This is a genomic window from Micromonospora sp. NPDC050417, from assembly GCF_044458865.1.
GTDB lineage: Bacteria > Actinomycetota > Actinomycetes > Mycobacteriales > Micromonosporaceae > Micromonospora_G.
Map to the genome: position 1 here is coordinate 267,176 of NZ_JBITIH010000002.1, position 16,614 is coordinate 283,789.

Annotated in this window: 16 protein-coding genes; 8 read left to right on the forward strand and 8 right to left on the reverse strand. The window is 70.1% G+C overall.

Features of this window, described 5'->3' with window-relative positions; all coding sequences use genetic code 11:
- Window positions 1–27 precede the first annotated feature (27 nt).
- The gene (locus ACIBF5_RS03800; RefSeq protein ID WP_396808271.1) at window positions 28–2,745 is read left to right on the forward strand and encodes an ATP-binding protein; all 2,718 of its coding nucleotides are present in this window, start codon (window positions 28–30) and stop codon (window positions 2,743–2,745) included.
- 152 nt (window positions 2,746–2,897) lie between these two features.
- Here the strand turns inward: ACIBF5_RS03800 and ACIBF5_RS03805 are convergent, their stop codons facing one another.
- A complete protein-coding gene (locus ACIBF5_RS03805) occupies window positions 2,898–3,368 on the reverse strand; it encodes a MarR family winged helix-turn-helix transcriptional regulator (protein WP_396808273.1) in 471 nt (156 codons plus the stop codon).
- 160 nt (window positions 3,369–3,528) lie between these two features.
- Here ACIBF5_RS03805 and ACIBF5_RS03810 point away from each other — a divergent pair, with 160 nt between their 5' ends.
- Both ACIBF5_RS03810 and ACIBF5_RS03815 read left to right on the forward strand, forming a co-directional pair.
- On the forward strand, window positions 3,529–4,107 hold the full coding sequence (locus tag ACIBF5_RS03810; RefSeq protein ID WP_396807796.1) for a YceI family protein: 579 nt from the start codon (window positions 3,529–3,531) through the stop codon (window positions 4,105–4,107).
- 285 nt (window positions 4,108–4,392) lie between these two features.
- Entirely contained in the window at window positions 4,393–5,871 is a 1,479-nt protein-coding gene (locus tag ACIBF5_RS03815; protein ID WP_396807798.1) for a glutamate--cysteine ligase, read from the forward strand.
- A gap of 24 nt (window positions 5,872–5,895) precedes the next feature.
- Here ACIBF5_RS03815 and ACIBF5_RS03820 read toward each other — a convergent pair whose 3' ends face one another.
- Complete coding sequence (locus ACIBF5_RS03820; protein ID WP_396807800.1) at window positions 5,896–7,140, reverse strand: hypothetical protein; 1,245 nt, start codon at window positions 7,138–7,140, stop codon at window positions 5,896–5,898.
- Window positions 7,141–7,326: 186 nt separating this feature from the next.
- On the opposite strand from ACIBF5_RS03820, the gene ACIBF5_RS03825 reads away from it, so the two are divergent.
- Window positions 7,327–8,025, forward strand: coding sequence for a PASTA domain-containing protein (locus ACIBF5_RS03825; RefSeq protein WP_396807802.1), 699 nt, complete (start codon window positions 7,327–7,329; stop codon window positions 8,023–8,025).
- Between the two features lie 179 nt (window positions 8,026–8,204).
- On the forward strand, window positions 8,205–9,416 hold the full coding sequence (locus ACIBF5_RS03830; protein WP_396807803.1) for a PASTA domain-containing protein: 1,212 nt from the start codon (window positions 8,205–8,207) through the stop codon (window positions 9,414–9,416).
- A gap of 13 nt (window positions 9,417–9,429) precedes the next feature.
- Here ACIBF5_RS03830 and ACIBF5_RS03835 read toward each other — a convergent pair whose 3' ends face one another.
- Both ACIBF5_RS03835 and ACIBF5_RS03840 read right to left on the reverse strand, forming a co-directional pair.
- On the reverse strand, window positions 9,430–9,939 hold the full coding sequence (locus tag ACIBF5_RS03835; protein ID WP_396807804.1) for a hypothetical protein: 510 nt from the start codon (window positions 9,937–9,939) through the stop codon (window positions 9,430–9,432).
- Window positions 9,940–10,071: 132 nt separating this feature from the next.
- Window positions 10,072–10,377, reverse strand: a complete 306-nt coding sequence (locus ACIBF5_RS03840; RefSeq protein WP_396807805.1) for a hypothetical protein — start codon at window positions 10,375–10,377, stop codon at window positions 10,072–10,074.
- Between the two features lie 577 nt (window positions 10,378–10,954).
- Here ACIBF5_RS03840 and ACIBF5_RS03845 point away from each other — a divergent pair.
- The 3 genes from ACIBF5_RS03845 (at window position 10,955) to ACIBF5_RS03855 (ending at window position 12,699) form a co-directional block, all read left to right on the forward strand.
- Entirely contained in the window at window positions 10,955–11,830 is an 876-nt protein-coding gene (locus tag ACIBF5_RS03845) for a helix-turn-helix domain-containing protein (RefSeq protein ID WP_396807807.1), read from the forward strand.
- Window positions 11,806–12,027, forward strand: a complete 222-nt coding sequence (locus ACIBF5_RS03850) for a DUF397 domain-containing protein (protein WP_121157696.1) — start codon at window positions 11,806–11,808, stop codon at window positions 12,025–12,027. Before ACIBF5_RS03845 ends, ACIBF5_RS03850 begins: the two co-directional genes overlap by 25 nt.
- Before the next feature lie 258 nt (window positions 12,028–12,285).
- Complete coding sequence (locus tag ACIBF5_RS03855) at window positions 12,286–12,699, forward strand: hypothetical protein (protein WP_396807809.1); 414 nt, start codon at window positions 12,286–12,288, stop codon at window positions 12,697–12,699.
- Here the strand turns inward: ACIBF5_RS03855 and ACIBF5_RS03860 are convergent.
- From ACIBF5_RS03860 to ACIBF5_RS03875, 4 genes are all read right to left on the reverse strand, one after another.
- On the reverse strand, window positions 12,667–13,272 hold the full coding sequence (locus tag ACIBF5_RS03860) for a hypothetical protein (RefSeq protein WP_396807811.1): 606 nt from the start codon (window positions 13,270–13,272) through the stop codon (window positions 12,667–12,669). The genes ACIBF5_RS03855 and ACIBF5_RS03860 overlap by 33 nt on opposite strands.
- A gap of 98 nt (window positions 13,273–13,370) precedes the next feature.
- Window positions 13,371–14,150 carry a 3-ketoacyl-ACP reductase gene (locus ACIBF5_RS03865; protein WP_396807813.1) on the reverse strand — a complete coding sequence of 260 codons (780 nt, stop codon included), beginning with the start codon at window positions 14,148–14,150 and terminating at the stop codon, window positions 13,371–13,373.
- Window positions 14,147–15,580, reverse strand: coding sequence for a hypothetical protein (locus ACIBF5_RS03870; protein WP_396807815.1), 1,434 nt, complete (start codon window positions 15,578–15,580; stop codon window positions 14,147–14,149). The genes ACIBF5_RS03865 and ACIBF5_RS03870 overlap by 4 nt, the downstream gene beginning before the upstream one ends.
- Before the next feature lie 139 nt (window positions 15,581–15,719).
- A complete protein-coding gene (locus ACIBF5_RS03875; protein ID WP_396807816.1) occupies window positions 15,720–16,526 on the reverse strand; it encodes a WecB/TagA/CpsF family glycosyltransferase in 807 nt (268 codons plus the stop codon).
- Between the last annotated feature and the right edge of the window lie 88 nt (window positions 16,527–16,614).

Consider the following 16,614-nt stretch of genomic DNA (forward strand, 5'->3'; position numbering starts at 1 on the left):
TGGGTGCTGTGCGTACTCTTCCAGCCCATGGCTCCGGATCATGGGTCTGAGCGGAGCTCGACCCCGTTTCCCGACCTGCTGCGCGCCCGGCGCCGGGCGGTCGGGTTGACCCAGGCCGACCTTGCCGTGCGTGCCTGTGTCGGGGTGCGTACGGTCCGGGACCTGGAGCGTGGCCACGCACAGCGTCCACAAAGGACAACCGTGGAGCTGCTCGCCACCGCGCTGAGGCTGGTCGGGGCAGAGCGCGCCGATTTCATCGCCTCGGCCCGGGGACAGGGAACGGCTGCTCCGGAGTCCGGGCCGGGTACGGCTGTCGTGCCACCGGGGCCACGGGCGGTGGTCTCCAACCTGTCACCGGGATCCCCGAACGGTCGGGCAGCGACCGGTCTCGGCCTGCCGGCGCCGGGTGCGCTGGTCGGCCGGGACGCGGAAGTGCCCGAACTGGCCGCGCTGCTCACCGGCGGCACGGGGGCCGCGCCGGCGGTGGTGAGCCTGGTGGGACTCGCCGGGGTGGGCAAGACGGCGCTGGCCCTCGCTGTCGCCGACCGGGTCACCGAGGAACATCCGGGCGGGGTGGCCGGCATCGTGGTAACCGACCTTTCCACCGAGGGCGACGTGCTCTCGGCGGTGGCCACCGTGTTCGGGGTGGGACGGGCCCAGGATCTCACCGCCCGCCTGGCCGGCGCGCCGTCGCTGTTACTGGTCGACGCGGTCGAGCGGTCGCCGAGCGCGGTCGCCGAGGCACTGCACCGGCTGACCGCCGGGGCACCGACGTTGCGGGTGCTGGCCACGGGTCGTCATCCGGTGGGGCTCTTCGGCGAACGGGTCTGGCCGGTCGCACCCCTGGAGGTGCCACCTCCGGACGCCCCGGCCGAACTGGCCGTGATCGAGCACTACCCGGCAGTGGAGCTGTTCCTGGCCCGGCTGCGCCAGGTCCGTCGGGAGCCGCCGCAGCCGGAGGAGACGGGCGCACTCTTGGCCCTGGTACGCCGCCTCGGCGGCCTGCCGCTCGCACTCGAACTCGCTGCGGCACGCGGTGGCATCCTGGATCTGAACGGCGTCCTGGAGCGGTACGGGGACCGGGTGCTCGACCTTGCCCGACCGGCCGCGGCGCGGGAGGCGGTCGCGGTGACGCTGCGGGATGCGGTGGCGGCCTCGTACCGGTTGCTCGACCCGGACGACCGGGCTGCCCTGCGTCGGCTCTCGGCTTTTCGGAACCGCTGGTCGGTCGAGCTGGCCGAGGCGATGTTGACCGGCGAGTGCGACAAGTCCGGGCGACAGTTGCCCGGGGACCCCGTGCCGTTGCTCGATCGGCTGCTCGCGCTCGGCCTGCTCAGCTCCCGTGGGCGCGGCCCGTTCCGGTTCCGTCTGGTCGACGTCGTACGTGACTTCGCAGCCGAGGCGGCAGCGGCGGACGGCGAGCAGACGGGGATCCGGCGGCGGCACGCCCAGGTCTTCGCCGGCCTGGCCGCCCGTACCGCACCCGAGTTGAGCGGGGCGAACCTCGCGGCGGCGGTACGGCAACTGGACGAGATCTCCAGTGACCTCTGGGCGGCGTTGGCGCATGCCACCGGTGACGATCCGCACACCGCATTGCACCTGGCCGCGAGCCTGGCCCGCTGGTGGCGGTTCCGTGGGCGGGACGTCGCCGGACGGCAGTGGCTGCGTCGACTGCTGGACGATCCTCGTACCCAGCAGGCCGACCCGGCGGTGCGGGCCTGGGCCCGGGTCGCAGTGGCGCAGCTCGCCGCCGCGCACGGCGCCGGTCCGCAGGAACTCGCTGCCGTGCGGGCAGCGCTGGACTGGTTCAGGGACAACCGCGACGTCGGTGGCGAACTCGCCGCGCTTGGTGTGCTCTGTGGGTTGTGGACGGCAGCGGGCGGGTACGGCGAGGCGCGGCGGTTGGGCGAGATGATGCTGACCCTGGCGGGTCGTCACCGACGGGCGCGGGACATGGCGGTGGCCCAGCACTACCTGACCTGGCACGAGATCCGGGGGGCGGACCTGCCGGCCGCCCGTCGGCGGCTGGCCGCGATGGACCTGCTCGGCGCCGAGTGTGGAGACGATCGGTTGCGGGCGTTGGCGCGGGCAAACCTCGCTGAGGTAGCCCGGCTCGACGGCCGGTACGCCGACGCGGTGAACCAGGGACGCCGGGTGCTCGCCGCGTTGACCGAGTGCGGCGATCCCGCGCACCGCCGACAGGTGCTCGGTACGGTCGGGCTGGCCCTGGCGCAGGAGGGGCGGCTGGTCGAGGCGGCGGCGGTGTTGGCCGAGTTGCGAGCCAGCGCGGTCGCGGTGGCCGCCTCGCGGGAAGTCCGACCCGATGGCGACCTGCTGGCCCTGGGACGACCCCTGGCCGGTGGGCGTGGCGGCGGCAGCGACGACGGGACCTGTGCGCTGATCGAGGCGATCCTGGCGGTGCAGCGGGCCGACCGGGAGTGGGCGGTCGAGTGGTACGCGGCTGCGGCGAGTGCGTACGCCGGGGGTCGTGACCTGCGTGGTGCGGCGGAGGCGCTGGTGGGGGTGATCGCGACGACCGACGACCCGGTCCTCCGGAAGATGTCGCTGGTTCGGGTCGACCGGATCTGTCGGGAGGGGGAGGTTACGCTCCTGCCCCGGGAGCGGGTGGTGCTCGCTTCGGCGGTGGAGGCTCCGGTGTGGCGCGAGCGGGACTGCCCCCCGACAGCCCCTCACGTACTCCCGCTCGCGCCACTCCCCCCGGAGCCCCCGTTCGATGGACACTAGTACGACTAGCCATGGTGTTTGTCCCGGAATGGGGTAAACACCTCAGTACGCGAATGACTTCTGCCGGTTTTTCTGCCGGTCGCGCGATCCGGCGACCGGACACTCGACGTGACCACGGAAGCGACGCCGGACAGGGTGCCCAGACGGCGGAATCAGGGGCTGGCGGTGGCGTGGTCCACCCCGTCGCCTACGCCGTCATCGACGCCGTCGCCGCCGGCGGTGGCGTCCGGGTTGACCGCGTCCCTGACGATCCGTAGCGAGCTGAGCAGGATCCGCAGCGCTTCCGGTTCGAGTCGCGAGGTGAACCATCGGTCGATCAGCTCAAGGTGCCCCGGCAGGGTCTGGTCGAGTCGGGTCACGCCCGCCTCGGTCACCACGGCGTAGAGGCTGCGCCGGTCGGACGAGCAGGAGTGACGGCGGAGCAGCCCGCCCCGCTCCATCCGGTCGACCACCCGGGTCACGCCGCTCGTCGAGAGCGACGTCTGGGCGGCGAGATCGCTCATCCGCAGCCGGTGCTCCGGAGAACGGGTCAGGCGCATCAACACCTCGAACTCGACCGTCGACAGTCCGTGCTCCTCGAACTGGGCGGCGAACCGGGAAGTCAGCCCGGCGTGCACCTCCATGAGCAGCCCCAGCGCGGTGATCCGGGGGTCGTCGGCTAGCTCGTCGGTCGATGTCACCGCTACATCCTAGCAATGCTTGACAGTGGGAATATTGCTCAGTCTATAGTTGCTCAGTCAGTCGTTGACGTACTCAATCATCCCCGCTGAAAGGGTCAGGATCATGACCAGCACCAACTCGGCCACCCGGGCGTGGGAAGGCCTCACCATCCCGGCCGCCGGCACCTACCAGCTCGACCAGGCACACAAGCGGGTCGGGTTCGTGGCCCGGCACATGATGGTGAGCAAGGTGCGCGGTGAGTTCACCGAGGCGACCGCCACCATCACCGTCGCGGAGGACCCGCTGCAGTCGTCGGTCACCGCCACCATCCAGGCCGCCAGCATCACCACCGGCCAGGCCGACCGCGACGCGCACCTGAACGGCGGTGACTTCTTCGAGGTGGAGAAGCACCCGACCCTGGAGTACCGCAGCACCGGGGTGAAGTCGCACAGCGGGGACGAGTTCGTGCTCGCCGGTGAGCTCACCATCCGGGGGGTCACCAACCCGGTCGACCTGCACGTCGAGTTCCACGGTGTTGGCACCAGCCCGTTCGGGCAGGAGATCTTCGGCTTCACCGCCACCACCGAGATCGAACGCGAGGACTGGGGCCTGACCTGGAACATGGGCCTGGAGACCGGTGGCGTCCTGGTCGGCAAGAAGGTCAAGATCGAAATCGAGGGTGAGGCCATCCGCGCCGCCTGATCCACCCTCCACAACGGACGGCGCGGAGACGCGCGTGTCGATCCGTATCTCCGCCCCGGCGACCGCCCCCGGTCCCGGGGCGGACCCGTTGTGGGGCATACCGCCGATACGCGAACTCTGTGCAATGGTTGACACAGCGTCTCTGGCCGCCCACTCCCGGCTGGCCGTGTTGCCGTCCTGGCCCGATACGGTCCTTACTCGTACGGTAAGAGTTCGGTCGCGGTAAGAATCCGGGCATCGACTCCTCCGGGCTGCGCCGACAGCGCTTTTCGCCGGGGAGGGCACATGGGCACTGAGGTCGGACAGAGCGCTTTCACCAGGGCGGACCGTATCCGCTACCGCCACAAGGTACGTCGCTGTCTGGACGTCTTCGCGTTGATGCTGGACGACTTCGGCTTCGACGCCGAACGGCCGATGACCGGTCTGGAGATCGAGCTGAACCTGGTCGACGCCGACGCCGAGCCGGCGATGCGCAACGAGGAGATCCTGGCGAACCTCGGTGACCCGATGTTCCAGACCGAGTTGGGACAGTTCAACCTGGAACTCAACGCTCGCCCCCGCCTGATCGAGGGGACCGGGTTCGCCGACTACGAACGGGACCTGGGTGCGAGCCTGGGCCGGCTTGAGGACCGCGCGGTCAAGGCCGACGCCTCGGTGGTCCTGATCGGCATCCTGCCCACCCTCACCGCACGGCACCTGGTCGTGGACAACATCTCGCTGAACGAGCGGTACCGGGTGCTGAACGACCAGATCGTCGCCGCCCGGGGCGAGGACATCGAGATGGACATCCGGGGCGTCGAACGCCTGCACACGCAGACCGACTCGATCGCGCCCGAAGCCGCCTGCACCAGCATCCAGCTCCATCTACAGGTCGCCCCGGACAACTTCGCCAGTTACTGGAACGCCTCCCAGGCCATCGCCGGCATCCAGGTCGCCATCGGCGCCAACTCGCCGTACCTCTACGAACGGCACCTCTGGGCGGAGACCAGGGTCGCCGTCTTCGAGCAGGCGACCGACACCCGGCCGGACGAACTCAAAGCCCAGGGCGTACGACCACGGGTCTGGTTCGGCGAACGGTGGATCACCTCGATTTTCGACCTCTTCGAGGAGAACGTGCGGTACTTCCCTCCGTTGCTGCCAATCTGCGAGGAGGAGGATCCGGCCGAGGTGCTGCACCGGGGCGGGGTGCCACGCCTCAGTGAGCTGCGGTTGCACAACGGCACCGTCTACCGCTGGAACCGGCCGGTGTACGACATCATGAACGGTCGCCCGCACCTGCGGGTGGAGAACAGGGTGCTACCGGCCGGGCCAACCGTGGTCGACATGCTGGCCAACGCCGCCTTCTACTTCGGGTTGGCCCGAGAGTTGGCCGAGGCCGACTGGCCAATCTGGAGTCAGCTCCCGTTCAGCGCCGCAGAGGAGAACTTCCACTCCGCAGCCCGGCGAGGAATCGACGCCACCGTCTACTGGCCCCGGCTCGGTGAGGTCCGGGTGACGGACCTCGTGCTGGACGTCCTGCTGCCCCGGGCCGCGGTCGGGCTGGACCGGTTCGGGGTCGCGCCGTCGGAACGCGACCGGCTGCTCGGGATCATCGAGGAGCGCTGTCGGCTCCGCCGCAACGGCGCGGTCTGGCAGGCCCGAACGGTACGGGCCGCAGAGCACAGCCACGGACTGACACGGCCGGCCGCGTTGCACCGGATGTTGCAGCGGTACGGGGAGCTGCAACGGACCAACGAGCCCGTGCACACCTGGCCGATCGAGTAGGCGGCTGCCCGCCGCCCGGTGCCGTCAGCGGGTGCGGCGCGAGCGGCTCGGCCGGGTCTTCGACGGCGTCGTACCGTCGGGCTGGTCCGGGCCGCTGAACTGCTCCGGGTCCGGCTGGTCAGCGCCATCCGCCCGGTGCACGTCGGCCGTGGGCGGTGCCGACGGCTCGTCCCACGCCGATGCCTCGGCGGATTCGATCGGGGAGGTCGAGTCGCTGTCGTACGACCGGGTCGCGTTCCCGTCCGGGTCGGTGGTCCGATCCTCCGGGGCAGCCGCCCGCTGCTGCGGCACCCGACCAGGTTCGTCCTGCTCCGCCGGAGCGGACCCGGTCGGCTCCGCCCGTTGCGCCCGGCTCGCCGACCCGCGCTGCGCCAGCGCGGCGACCAGGGCCGAACCGGCGAGACCGGCGATCACCGCGTACGGCGCCGCCAGGTGTGCCGAGACCTGTTCGGCGCGGATCCCGACCAGCCGGGGCGCGGCCAGGAAATAGGCGGCTGCGACCAGCAGCGGTCCCGCGACACCGGACACCACCGCGCCGACCCGGCGCTCGGGCAGCCGCGCGGTCGAGCGGGCGGCGAGCGCCCCGATCACCAGGGCGGAGCCGAGCGAGAGCGCCGCCCCGGGCCAGTAGAAGTAGTCGCGGAACCAGAACCGCTCGCTGTCCGAGGTGATCTGCCAGACGCCGAGCTGCGCACTGGCCAGCCCTCGTCCGGAGAGGACCCCGTCAACGACCGCGATGATCGCGAGCAGCCACAACCAACCGGAGGTGGCGATGACATTGGTGGCGACGGCCGGGGACGAGAGTGACCAGATCGCCAGCACCAGGCCGAGCATCACCCCGATGACCGCGTACCCGGCGGCGATGCTCTGCGGTGAGACGCTGTCAGCCCGGGTCGCGGCCCGCGCCGGTACGGCGACCAGCGCGACCGTCACCAAGCCGCCGACCGCGCTGGCCAGTGCGAGCGCGACCCGCCAGAGTCCCCCGGTGAGCGCCTGACTGGGCGACGTCGCCGCGCCCACGCCGGTCGACCGCACGGATCCGGGAGCAGCGATCCGTTGGGCGGCGATCGCACCGGCAACGGTCGAGGTGGCGGCGATCCAGGAGGCCCACGCGAGGCTCGCCACCCAGGAAGCCTCACTCGTACCGCTGGCCGACGGCAGCCAGGCGATAATGCCGAGCCCGTAACCGAGCCCCAGTTGCGCGGCACCAGCGCCGGCAGCTACGCCGATCGCGATGGCGACCGATCCTCCCCAGCCTCGTACGGCCATGCGGGGCAGCGTAGCGTTCACCCGCCGGCAGGGCGAGTCACGGCGGTCAGGCGTGCTCGCACCCTTACCCAGGGTGTGCTGCGACGCCCGGTTGGACCGTGGTTGTCACCAGCCAGCACACTCGATTGGTCAGGTGTTGATTGTCGGCGGGCGGTGCGATGCCCGGATGGTGAGGCAGTGGTCGACATGTCGGACGGGAATGCGAGCTGGCAGCCATCGTCTGTCGAGCAGTCGGACCGGCCCAACCGCGCGGCTATGGTCGCTGGCGCGGCGGTCGCGACCGTCGTGCTCGCCACCGTCGGCGCGATCGGCGGCTGGGCGCTCGCGAAGAGCGACGGTTCCGAGCCGCTGAACCAGGCCGGCCCTTCCGCCACCGTCACCGCCGAACCGACGTCGTCGAAGACGTCGAAGCCCCGGCCCAGTACGTCGACCCCGTCCGCTGGCAAGACGACGGCGTCCGTACCCGCGGGTCAGTTCGCGCTGCCGGACCTCACCGGGCAGAGCTTCGAGAGGGTGCGGCAGGATCTGCGTGACCGGGGACTCGGGTGGCAGCTGATCTTCGGCAAGGACGGTGAGAACCCGGCAGTCCTGCGTACCGACCCGCCAGCGGGCGCGAACGTACGCAAGGGAACCGCGGTCAAGGTGTTTGTGGCGGGTGCCGCCCCGCTCGCCGACGTACCCGAGGTGGTCGCGTTGAGCTGCAACGAGGCGAAGACGCAGATCGTCGACGCGGGGTTCGAGCCTGCCTACCCCAACGGGAAGAACGGCTTGGTCGTACGGCAGGAACCACGACCCGGCGCGCAGCTCCGGTGGAACGAGAAGGTTGTCATTTACTGCGGCAACCTGCCCACCACGCTGCCTGATCAACCCACGCCGGCCGCGTAGCCCGCTTACCGTGGCGTGGCCCGCTTACCGTGGCGTGGCCGCCGCTGACGAACAGGCCAGATAAGTTGGATGGGCGAAGATCTCGGGGAGAGGAACACACCATGGCGGACGACCGTGATCAGCCGCGGGATGTTCCTGAACCGACCCCGGCAAAGTCGTCTCCGTCTACCGACGGGCAGGTGGAGGAGCCAGCCGAGGAACCGGGCGGTCCTTCGGTAGAGGCCCCGTCCGGTGCCAGTCCGCGCGAGGAGCCCTCGACTGCGGGTGAGGACGAGCAGGCCGGAGAGTCCGCACCGCCCACCGGGTCCGAGCCGCGTGCGTTGTCCGAACCGCTGACGGAGTCGGATGCGGTGCCCGAGTCCGGCGCGGAGGCCGATACCGCCGTCGAGAAACCGGAACCGATCGACGAGACCACGGTGCTGCCGTCCGCCGCTCCAGCGGTCTCCGCCGGTGACGAGACGGTGGCGCTGCCGGACCAGGGGACGGGCGACGAGACGATCGCGTTGCCGGATCGTACGGTGGGTTCGTCTTCTGACGAGACGATCGCGTTGCCGGATCGTACGGCTGGTCCGTCGCCTGACGCCACGATCGCCTTGCCGGGCAACCTGCCCGGCCCCGCGAGTGACCAGACGATGGCACTACCGCCGGCCGGACCCGACGTGACCGCGAAGTTGCCGCAGCCCCCGGCGGCGCCGGACGTGACCGCGAAGCTGCCCCGGCCTTCGGCGCGTCGGTTGGATCAGACGGCGGCCCTCCCCGCTGCTCGGGACGCGGGCCTGCCCTCGTCGGGTGGTGCACCGTGGTCCGGGCGGGCAGGGGTGCGACCGCCGGTGCGGCCCGGTGCGGGAGGGCCGCCACCGACCGAGTGGGCCGGCGATGACGGAGGGTCCAACCGGCGCTGGTGGATGCCGATCCTGATCGGGCTGATCGGGCTGATCCTGTTGGGGGTGCTGGCGTTCGGCATCTGGCTGATTGTGCAGGCGAATCCCGGTGGGACGGGACCTGCCTCGGTCCCATCGCCATCGCCGTCGCCGTCGCCCAGTCGGAGCGCCACCGTTGCGCCGACCTCGGCCGTGCCGACCACGTCCGCGCCAACCCCTTCCGCGACCTCGGCGAGTGTCGTCGAGGTGCCACCGGTGATCGGGCTGAGTCAGGAAGCGGCCCAGGAGCTACTCGATCAGGCGGGGTTGACGTCCCGGGTCGAGTTCCGCGAGTCGAACCGGGTGCCCGGTACGGTGATCGCTTCCGACCCACGCCCGAGTACGCCGATCGCGGTTGGATCTCAGGTCACGTTGACGGTCGCGGAAGCGCCCCCGACGCCGGGCGTGCCTCCGACGCCCACGGCTACCGCCGGTGCGCCCGCCACGCCTGATCCGACACCGACAGGCTGAGCGGTCGTCAGGCTTACCAGAGTTGCCGGCGCCGGCCGATCATGGTGATTCCGACCATCGCGATGACCAGTCCGAACAGCCCTGAATAGACCAGTGATCGTTGGTAGCCCGCCGGTAGTCGGTCGCTGGCCCGGCCGGTGGTGGTGGCATCCGGGCGTGGGCCGACGACCAGCCCGCCTGCTCCGCTCCCGCCGCCCAGGGGCGTGGTCGCCTGGGAGGTGGGCCGGGTCGACCACGGCGCTGTCACATCTCGGGTCGGGTGGGATCCGCTGGGTCCGGCTGTGGGTAGCGCCGGCAGGGACCAGCCGTTCGCCGACGGCGTCGGGACTTGGCTGGGCAGGGGGTACGAGGGCCATGCGCCCCCGGGAGCGGGTGCCGGTGTGCCGAGCGCGGCGGCCGGGTCGAGGTGGCGGTGGGGTTCGGTGGCGCATCCTGCCGCCCCGCCGGCGAGTAACGCGGAGGCGGTGACGACGCACGTGAGACGTGCGGTGAGCTGGAGTCGAGCGCGGGACGTCGTGGCCATGGCCACCCCTGCGGTTCGGGGCTCGTGACGAGTGGGTCGCTGGTACGACCATCGTTTCCCGGAGCCTGCCGTCAGCCCGAGTTTATGGTGGTTGGGCCGGTGCCGGCGCCGGAACGACGGGATGTCCCGCCGTCAGCCGACCCGCACCCGGACGGGCGACGAGTTGCGTCCGCCGGTCATCGTCCGAGGTCCCGCGTTGAGGTGCCGCGCTGCTGGCGCTGTCAGTCGGACCGCCCGCAGTCCGTCGAGCTGTACGAAGATCGATCGTCGGGCGACCGCGTCCATGGCGGCGTTGAGCTCGTATCCGTCGAGCCAGATCCAGCCGTCGTAGGTGGGCCAGTCGTGCGCCCGGATCACCCGGAAGAGGATCGGCTGGGCGAACTGCACGCTCGCCGCGCGGGTCACTTGGAGGACGTCACCTGAGCGGGGAGGAAGCACATCGACTCCTGTCCGAACTGACCATGGTTGGACTGTTGAGCTGGTGGGCTTGACCGCGCGGTCCGTGGGTGGACGTACGCGGAATCCGGCCGCCCACAGCGGCAGGTCGAGGGTGCTGGCCGGGGCCGGTGGTAGGGGCCGGTCGGCGCGTTCACGCCGGCCCCGACCAACACCCGTCGACTCCGGGACCGCACCAGCCGCCGTAGCCGTACGGCGTACAGCGGCGGGGTCATTACCCCGGGTCGTGTCCGGTCGGGGCTTGCGCGAGGAGGCCGCTCCGGTCCACTGCGGAGCGACAGGCGGTCCGCAGTGCCACTAGATCGAAACGCTGAGTAACCCGAGCCATACGCACAGAGTGCACGAAGAGTGTGATCAATGCAAGTTGCAGCATGGCTCTTGCGCGTTGGGTGCCGCCGAAGCTTGAAGTGTCGCGTGTGGACGCGGCAGACTGGGGCGGTCTCCGCCGCCGCGGCCGGCTGACACGTGGGTAAATCCTGCCGCGAACTCGATTGCCCACCGCCTGATGGTCGCGCACCGCGGTGGGCCGAACTATGCGCGATCGACCGGAGGTGACCCGGTGTCTGAGCGCCGGAGCCCGACCATCCGTCGCCGTCGTCTGGGAGCCGAGTTGCGTCGGCTCCGGGAGTCGGCCGGGGTGACCATCGAGGTGGTCGCCGAGCGGCTGGAATGCTCGCAGTCCAAGATCTCACGTATTGAGACGGGTCACACCACCGCCACGGTTCGTGATGTTCGCGACATGATCAGCATCTACGGCATCGTCGGCAAGGAGAGCGAAGACCTGCTGCAGATCGCCCGGGAGGCGCGGCAGAAGGGCTGGTGGGCCTCGTACAGCACCGTGCTGACCAGCGCATACGTCGGTTTCGAGGCCGCCGCCGGTTCGATTCGGGCGTACGAGCAACAGGTCGTGCCGGGTCTGCTCCAGACCGAGGAGTACGCCAAGGCGATGATCCGGTCAGCGCGGCCGGACATCACCACGGACGAGGTCGAGCAGCGTGTCCGTGTCCGGTTGGGTCGTCAGTCGTTACTGAGCCAAGACGATCCGATCGACGTGTGGGTGGTGCTCGATGAAACGGTGGTAAGTCGGCCGGTCGGTGGCGACGAGGTCATGCGCGACCAACTGAAGCGGCTGGTGGAAGCGGCCGATCAGCCGAATGTAACGATCCAGATCTTGCCGTTCGACGTCGGCGCGCATGCCGGCATGGACGGCACCTTCACGATTCTCGACTTTCCGGAACCGGGTGACCCCCCGGTGGTGTACGCCGAAAACGCCACGGGTGGGCTCTTCCTGGAAAAGGTCGAGGAGCTACAGAAGTACGCCTTTATTTTCGACCATATTCGAGCTGCGGCGATTCGCCCGGAGGATTCGGTAGCTCTGATTGCAAGGTTGGCAGAGGAGCCATTGTGGAAGTGGAGACAAAGGGGTTTCGCGTAGACCTCACCGACGCAGCTTGGTACAAGAGCTCGCGTAGCGGGCCTAATTGTGACAACTGCGTCGAGGTGGCCTTCGTGAGTGGCGCGATCGCTGTTCGTGACTCGAAGAACACGGCCGGGCCAGCCTTGATCTTCACGCCGGACGAGTGGGACGCCTTCGTCGGCGGCGCCAAGGACGGCGAGTTCGATCTGGACTAGTTGAGCGCACGACGCGGGCCAATTCTGAGCGCGGACACCCCGATGGGTGCCCGCGCTCACCATGTCCGCTGGTTGTTGCCCGTACCAGCGCCCGCTCGTCGCCCTCGCATTCCTTCGCAGGTCAACGAGGGTCTGCCGGACTACTGGTCGGGTGCACGCCGTCGCCAGGGCAGGTCCGGGTCGTTGTACCAGGCGGCACGGCACCGGCTGGTACAACCTGACGCGCGGGTTCGCGGCGGAGTGAGGCAGGCGAGACGGATGACGATCGGTTCGGAGAACCTGGGCAACGGCACGGCCAAGCCGGAGCGGCTCGGCACCAAGTACCGCGGCGCCCGCCGGGACGGTATTTTGGCCGACGACGGGCCCCCCGGACAGGACCTGCGCTCCCATGACAACGGGGTGCCCGATCTCGGTCCGGCCAGTCAGTCGGAGCGCCCGCCGAAACTGCCGTCGCTCGATCTGGGCGGGCTCAGTGAGCCGGTGTATCCGCCGCCGGACTGGTCCGAGCCGCAGTTTGAGTCATTGGTCGATCACCCATTGTTGCGGGGCCTGTTGCTCGAATTGCCATCCAAGGGTTCGATGCCTCGGCAGGAATGGCTGGACCGGTGGTTCGAAGCCGCACGTGCGATTCTTGAGCTGCTATACGTGCAGGATGCGGGTCGGCCGCGCTGAGGTTCCCCGGGCGCTCGGGCGTACCGTTATCGAATTTTCGGACAGCCGATTGTGGCGCAGAGCGTGTCGTACGCCGATGACACTGACCACGGCGAGGCTCGTGGTGAGCGCGAACCCGGTCAGCGCGGCCACCGGGACGAGCGAGGTGGCGGAGACCAGCGCCGGCAGAGTCACCAGTCCAGCCACCTGGAGCGGCAGCGCGATCATCGGGTGCGCCGCACCGGCTCGCAGCGCGGGTGACAACGGGGCGTCCGGCGCCGAGGCGAACGCGCCGGCACCGGCCCGCAGGCGTCGGAGCCGGCCTACGGTCAGCAGCGCCACCGCGGTGGCCGGGACCGAGGGCAGGAGCAGGGCGAGCGGTGCCCGGTCGGCCACCGTCGGGCCCGCCGCGACCAGCGCGACCAGGCCGAGGGCGGCCAGCGTGCCGAGGCCGGTCCCGGTCAGGGCCAGCAACCAGGTGGTACGTCTGCGTAGCGTCCGGGGACTGTCCAGTTGCGGCAGTCCGTCCGCGACGAGGCCGGCGGCCAGCCAGACGACAGCCACCGCGACCAGGACAGCCAGGTCGATATCCATGAATACAGCATTGCCCGATCCGGCGCCGGGGGAATCAGGGCCGCACCCCGGGCCGCCCCCGGAGTTCCTCCAGTAGGGGGTGGCCCGGGACGACCCGGTCAGAGGGTACGCAGGTGGAAACCCCCGTCGACGTCGATGATCTGTCCGGTGCTGAACGGCAGCAGGTCGGTGGCGACGGCGACCACCGCACGGCCGACGTCCTCCGGTTGTCCCCAACGGCGGATCGGGGTCAGTCCCTGGTTGAGGATGAGGTCGTCGTACCGGTCCTTCACACCACCGGTCATGTCGGTCTCGATGATCCCGGGCCGGATCTCGTACACGTTGATCCCGTGCTCGGCCAGCCGGGTCGCGTAGAGCTGCGCGGTCATCGCCAGCCCAGCCTTGCTGACGCAGTAGTCGCCCCGGTTCACGCTGGCCGTGTAGGCGCTGATCGACGACACGATCACGATCTTCGGGTTGCTGACGATCCCGGCGGCCTGCTGTTCGATCATCGTCCGGGCGGCGAGCTGGACCAGGAAGTACGGCCCCTTGAGGTTGATCTCGATCAACCGGTCGAAGGACTCCTCCTCGGCCTCCAGCAGGTCGGCCCGTACGGCGGGGGCGACCCCTGCGTTGCTGACCAGCAGGTCGAGCCGGCCGAAGGTGGCGACCGTCTGGTCGATCAGCGTCCGCCGGTCGGTGCGCTGTGCGACGTCGGCCCGGACCAGGTGCGCCTGCCCACCCCGCGCCTCGACCTCCTTGCCGACCTCCCGGGCGGCGTCCGCGTTGCTGGCGTAGTTGACGACCACGTCGTACCCGGCGCCGGCGAGCGAGAGCACGATGCCGCGCCCGATGCCCCGGGATCCGCCGGTGACGACCGCGACCGGCCGGCCGGTCACCGGGCCACCAGCGCCGCGGCCGGTGCGGAGATCGACGGTACGGCGACCGCGTTCGGCCCGAAGAAGGTGTAGTACGGCTCGGCGCGGGCCACGCGTTGGACGTAGAGGGCCAGTTCGCGGGCGTGGTAGTCACCCCACATGCTGGACTCGCCGTTCGGCACCCCCTGCCCGGCCGGTACGTGGTCCCAGCCGTTCGGGCGGTGGTAGACCGAGTGCAGGATCAGGCCCTGGTGCCGACTGTCGGTGCTCAGGTAGGGCTCGTCGAAGAGGGTGTCGCAGACCGTCAGTCCGGCCTGCCAGTAGCGCCGTCCCTCCGCGTTTCGACCGATCGAGGTGAGATAGCGGCCGAGTCGGAGCAGCCCCTGCGCCCCGATCGCCGCCGCTGACGAGTCCACCGGTTCGTGCGGGTTGTACGGGTCAGCCGGGTGCTCCAGGTAGTCACCGAGCCGGGTCAGTCCGGGGGCGCCGGTGTCCCAGTACGGCACCCCGTCGACCGGGGTGTGGGCCAGGTAGAAGTCGCAGGTGGCGATGGCTCCGCGGAGCAGTGGCGTCTCGACCCCGACCCGGCCGCCGTACGGTGCGAACGCCTCGTCCGGCAGGGTCGCGAGGAACTCCAACTGCTCCGGGAAACCGAGCATGGCCCAGGCCAGTCCCCGGGTCCAGGTGCTGAACGGGGAGTAGCCCTGCTGGGTGCTCGGACACCGGTAGCTGCCGTCGTTCACGTTGAAAATCGACTCGTGAGCGGTACGGCCGGGGATGTCGTAGCCGTCCCGTCCTTCCCCGTAGAAGACGTTCCACCTGGCGGTGTTGATGGCGTGTTCGACCAGCCGTCCGAGTAGTGAGATCCGTTCGTCCCGCTCACCCATCAGGACGTGTCCGAGCAGGTGCGACAGGCTGAGCGCGCGGCAGGAGCGGATGGTGTCGACGAAGAGCGACTGCGGCCCGTTGAAGGAGTAGATGTAGCCGGTGCCGTCGGCGGTCTCCCGCCACCGGGCCGCCTGCACCGCGCCGGTGAGCTTCAGGGCGAGCTCGTAGAAGTGCCGCTCGCCCTGGTCCTCGGGGATGCGCCCCTCGTTCATCAGCCGCCACAGGTTGCCGTACGTGCTGACGTTGTTGAAGCCGTGGTCGTGTACGCCGATGTGGCTGACGTGACTGGCCATCACGGCCACGGTCTGGTCCCGGCCGACGTCGAGGAAGCGGTGTTCGCCGGTGGCGTCGTACTGGAGCAGCGCGGAGCCGTACTGGAAACCCTGGGTCCATTCGGTCCACCCCCGGGCGGTGTACCGGCCGTCGACGGTGAACACCGGCGAGGGCGAGCCGGGTGGAGAGGTCTGTTCGATCGAGTCGATCTTCTCGGCGGATAGCGCCCAGAGCCGGTCGATCTTCGGGATCAGTCGGGCCGGGGTCAGCTCGTCGTCGCTCCTCATCATCAGCTCAGCATAGGAAAGCGCTTGCCCAACGGATAGACCCCGACCGCTCCAGGTCCCCGCAACGACAGACCGCCCCTCCCGAGGTACGGGCGGGGCGGTCCAGGAACTCGTGGTGCGCTCGGTCCGGAGAGGTTCGCGGTCAGACCGAGAAACTCGACGGCGGGTCGCTTGCCGGCGGCGGTGGTGTGGCCTTCCAGAGTTTCGTCCGCTGCGCCGCCACCCGGGTGGCGTACGCCGGGTTCAGCACCAGGTAGCGCTGCCAGAGGCGTCTCGGTTCCAGGCCGAGCCGCCAGAGCCACTCCAGCCCGGCCCGCTGCATCCACGCCGGCGGCTTGCGCAGCAGTCCGGCGTGGTAGTCGAAGGCGGCCCCGACGGCCAGCAGTGGCATGTCCAACAGCGGGCGCATCGCGTAGGCGAAGACCTCCTGTCGGGGGCAGCCGAGCCCGACCAGCACCAGCCGGGCCCCGGAGCTGCGGATGCGGTCGGCGATCTCGTTCTCCTCGCCCGGTCGCACCGAGCGGAACTTGGACGCCTCCACCCCGGCGAACTTCAGCGCCGGGAAGCGCCGTTCCAAGGCTGGCACCAGGCGGGCCAGGGTCTGCTCGGTCGAGCCGTAGAGGTAGACCGGCAGACCCTCGTCGGCGGCGCGGGCCAGGACGCGCAGCGTGAGCGTCGGACCGTAGACCCGTTCGTTCAGGTTGGCCCCGTGCAGCAGGTTGAGCGCCCAGCGGACCGGCTGACCGTCCGGCGTGACCAGGTCGAACGAGTTGAGACGAGCGTTGTGGGGTGGATCCAGTACGCCGGTCATCACGCCGTGTACAGCCAGCGCGGTGAGCGCGAACGGCCGACGTTCCCGGGCGGCGGAGATCACCTCCGTGGCGGCGGCGTCGTAGTCGACGACGTTCACGAGAACGCCCAGCACGTTGCGCTTACCCTCGGAGATCATCGCGGTTCCTCGCTGCGCCTGGCGGCGCCGTGATCCCCGTGGCTGAACTGACTGGTCAGCGCATGTCGACGGTTCATGGTGCGGCCTG

Excerpts from the sequence above, each read along its gene's own strand:
- ACIBF5_RS03800 (WP_396808271.1), top strand. The coding sequence starts at position 28 with ATGGCTCCGGATCATGGGTCTGAGCGGAGCTCGACCCCGTTTCCCGAC.
- ACIBF5_RS03805 (WP_396808273.1), bottom strand. The coding sequence starts at position 3,368 with ATGGAGGTGCACGCCGGGCTGACTTCCCGGTTCGCCGCCCAGTTCGAG.
- ACIBF5_RS03810 (WP_396807796.1), top strand. The coding sequence starts at position 3,529 with ATGACCAGCACCAACTCGGCCACCCGGGCGTGGGAAGGCCTCACCATC.
- ACIBF5_RS03815 (WP_396807798.1), top strand. The coding sequence starts at position 4,393 with ATGGGCACTGAGGTCGGACAGAGCGCTTTCACCAGGGCGGACCGTATC.
- ACIBF5_RS03820 (WP_396807800.1), bottom strand. The coding sequence starts at position 7,140 with ATGGCCGTACGAGGCTGGGGAGGATCGGTCGCCATCGCGATCGGCGTA.
- ACIBF5_RS03825 (WP_396807802.1), top strand. The coding sequence starts at position 7,327 with ATGTCGGACGGGAATGCGAGCTGGCAGCCATCGTCTGTCGAGCAGTCG.
- ACIBF5_RS03835 (WP_396807804.1), bottom strand. The coding sequence starts at position 9,939 with ATGGCCACGACGTCCCGCGCTCGACTCCAGCTCACCGCACGTCTCACG.
- ACIBF5_RS03855 (WP_396807809.1), top strand. The coding sequence starts at position 12,286 with ATGACGATCGGTTCGGAGAACCTGGGCAACGGCACGGCCAAGCCGGAG.
- ACIBF5_RS03860 (WP_396807811.1), bottom strand. The coding sequence starts at position 13,272 with ATGGATATCGACCTGGCTGTCCTGGTCGCGGTGGCTGTCGTCTGGCTG.
- ACIBF5_RS03870 (WP_396807815.1), bottom strand. The coding sequence starts at position 15,580 with ATGATGAGGAGCGACGACGAGCTGACCCCGGCCCGACTGATCCCGAAG.
- ACIBF5_RS03875 (WP_396807816.1), bottom strand. The coding sequence starts at position 16,526 with ATGATCTCCGAGGGTAAGCGCAACGTGCTGGGCGTTCTCGTGAACGTC.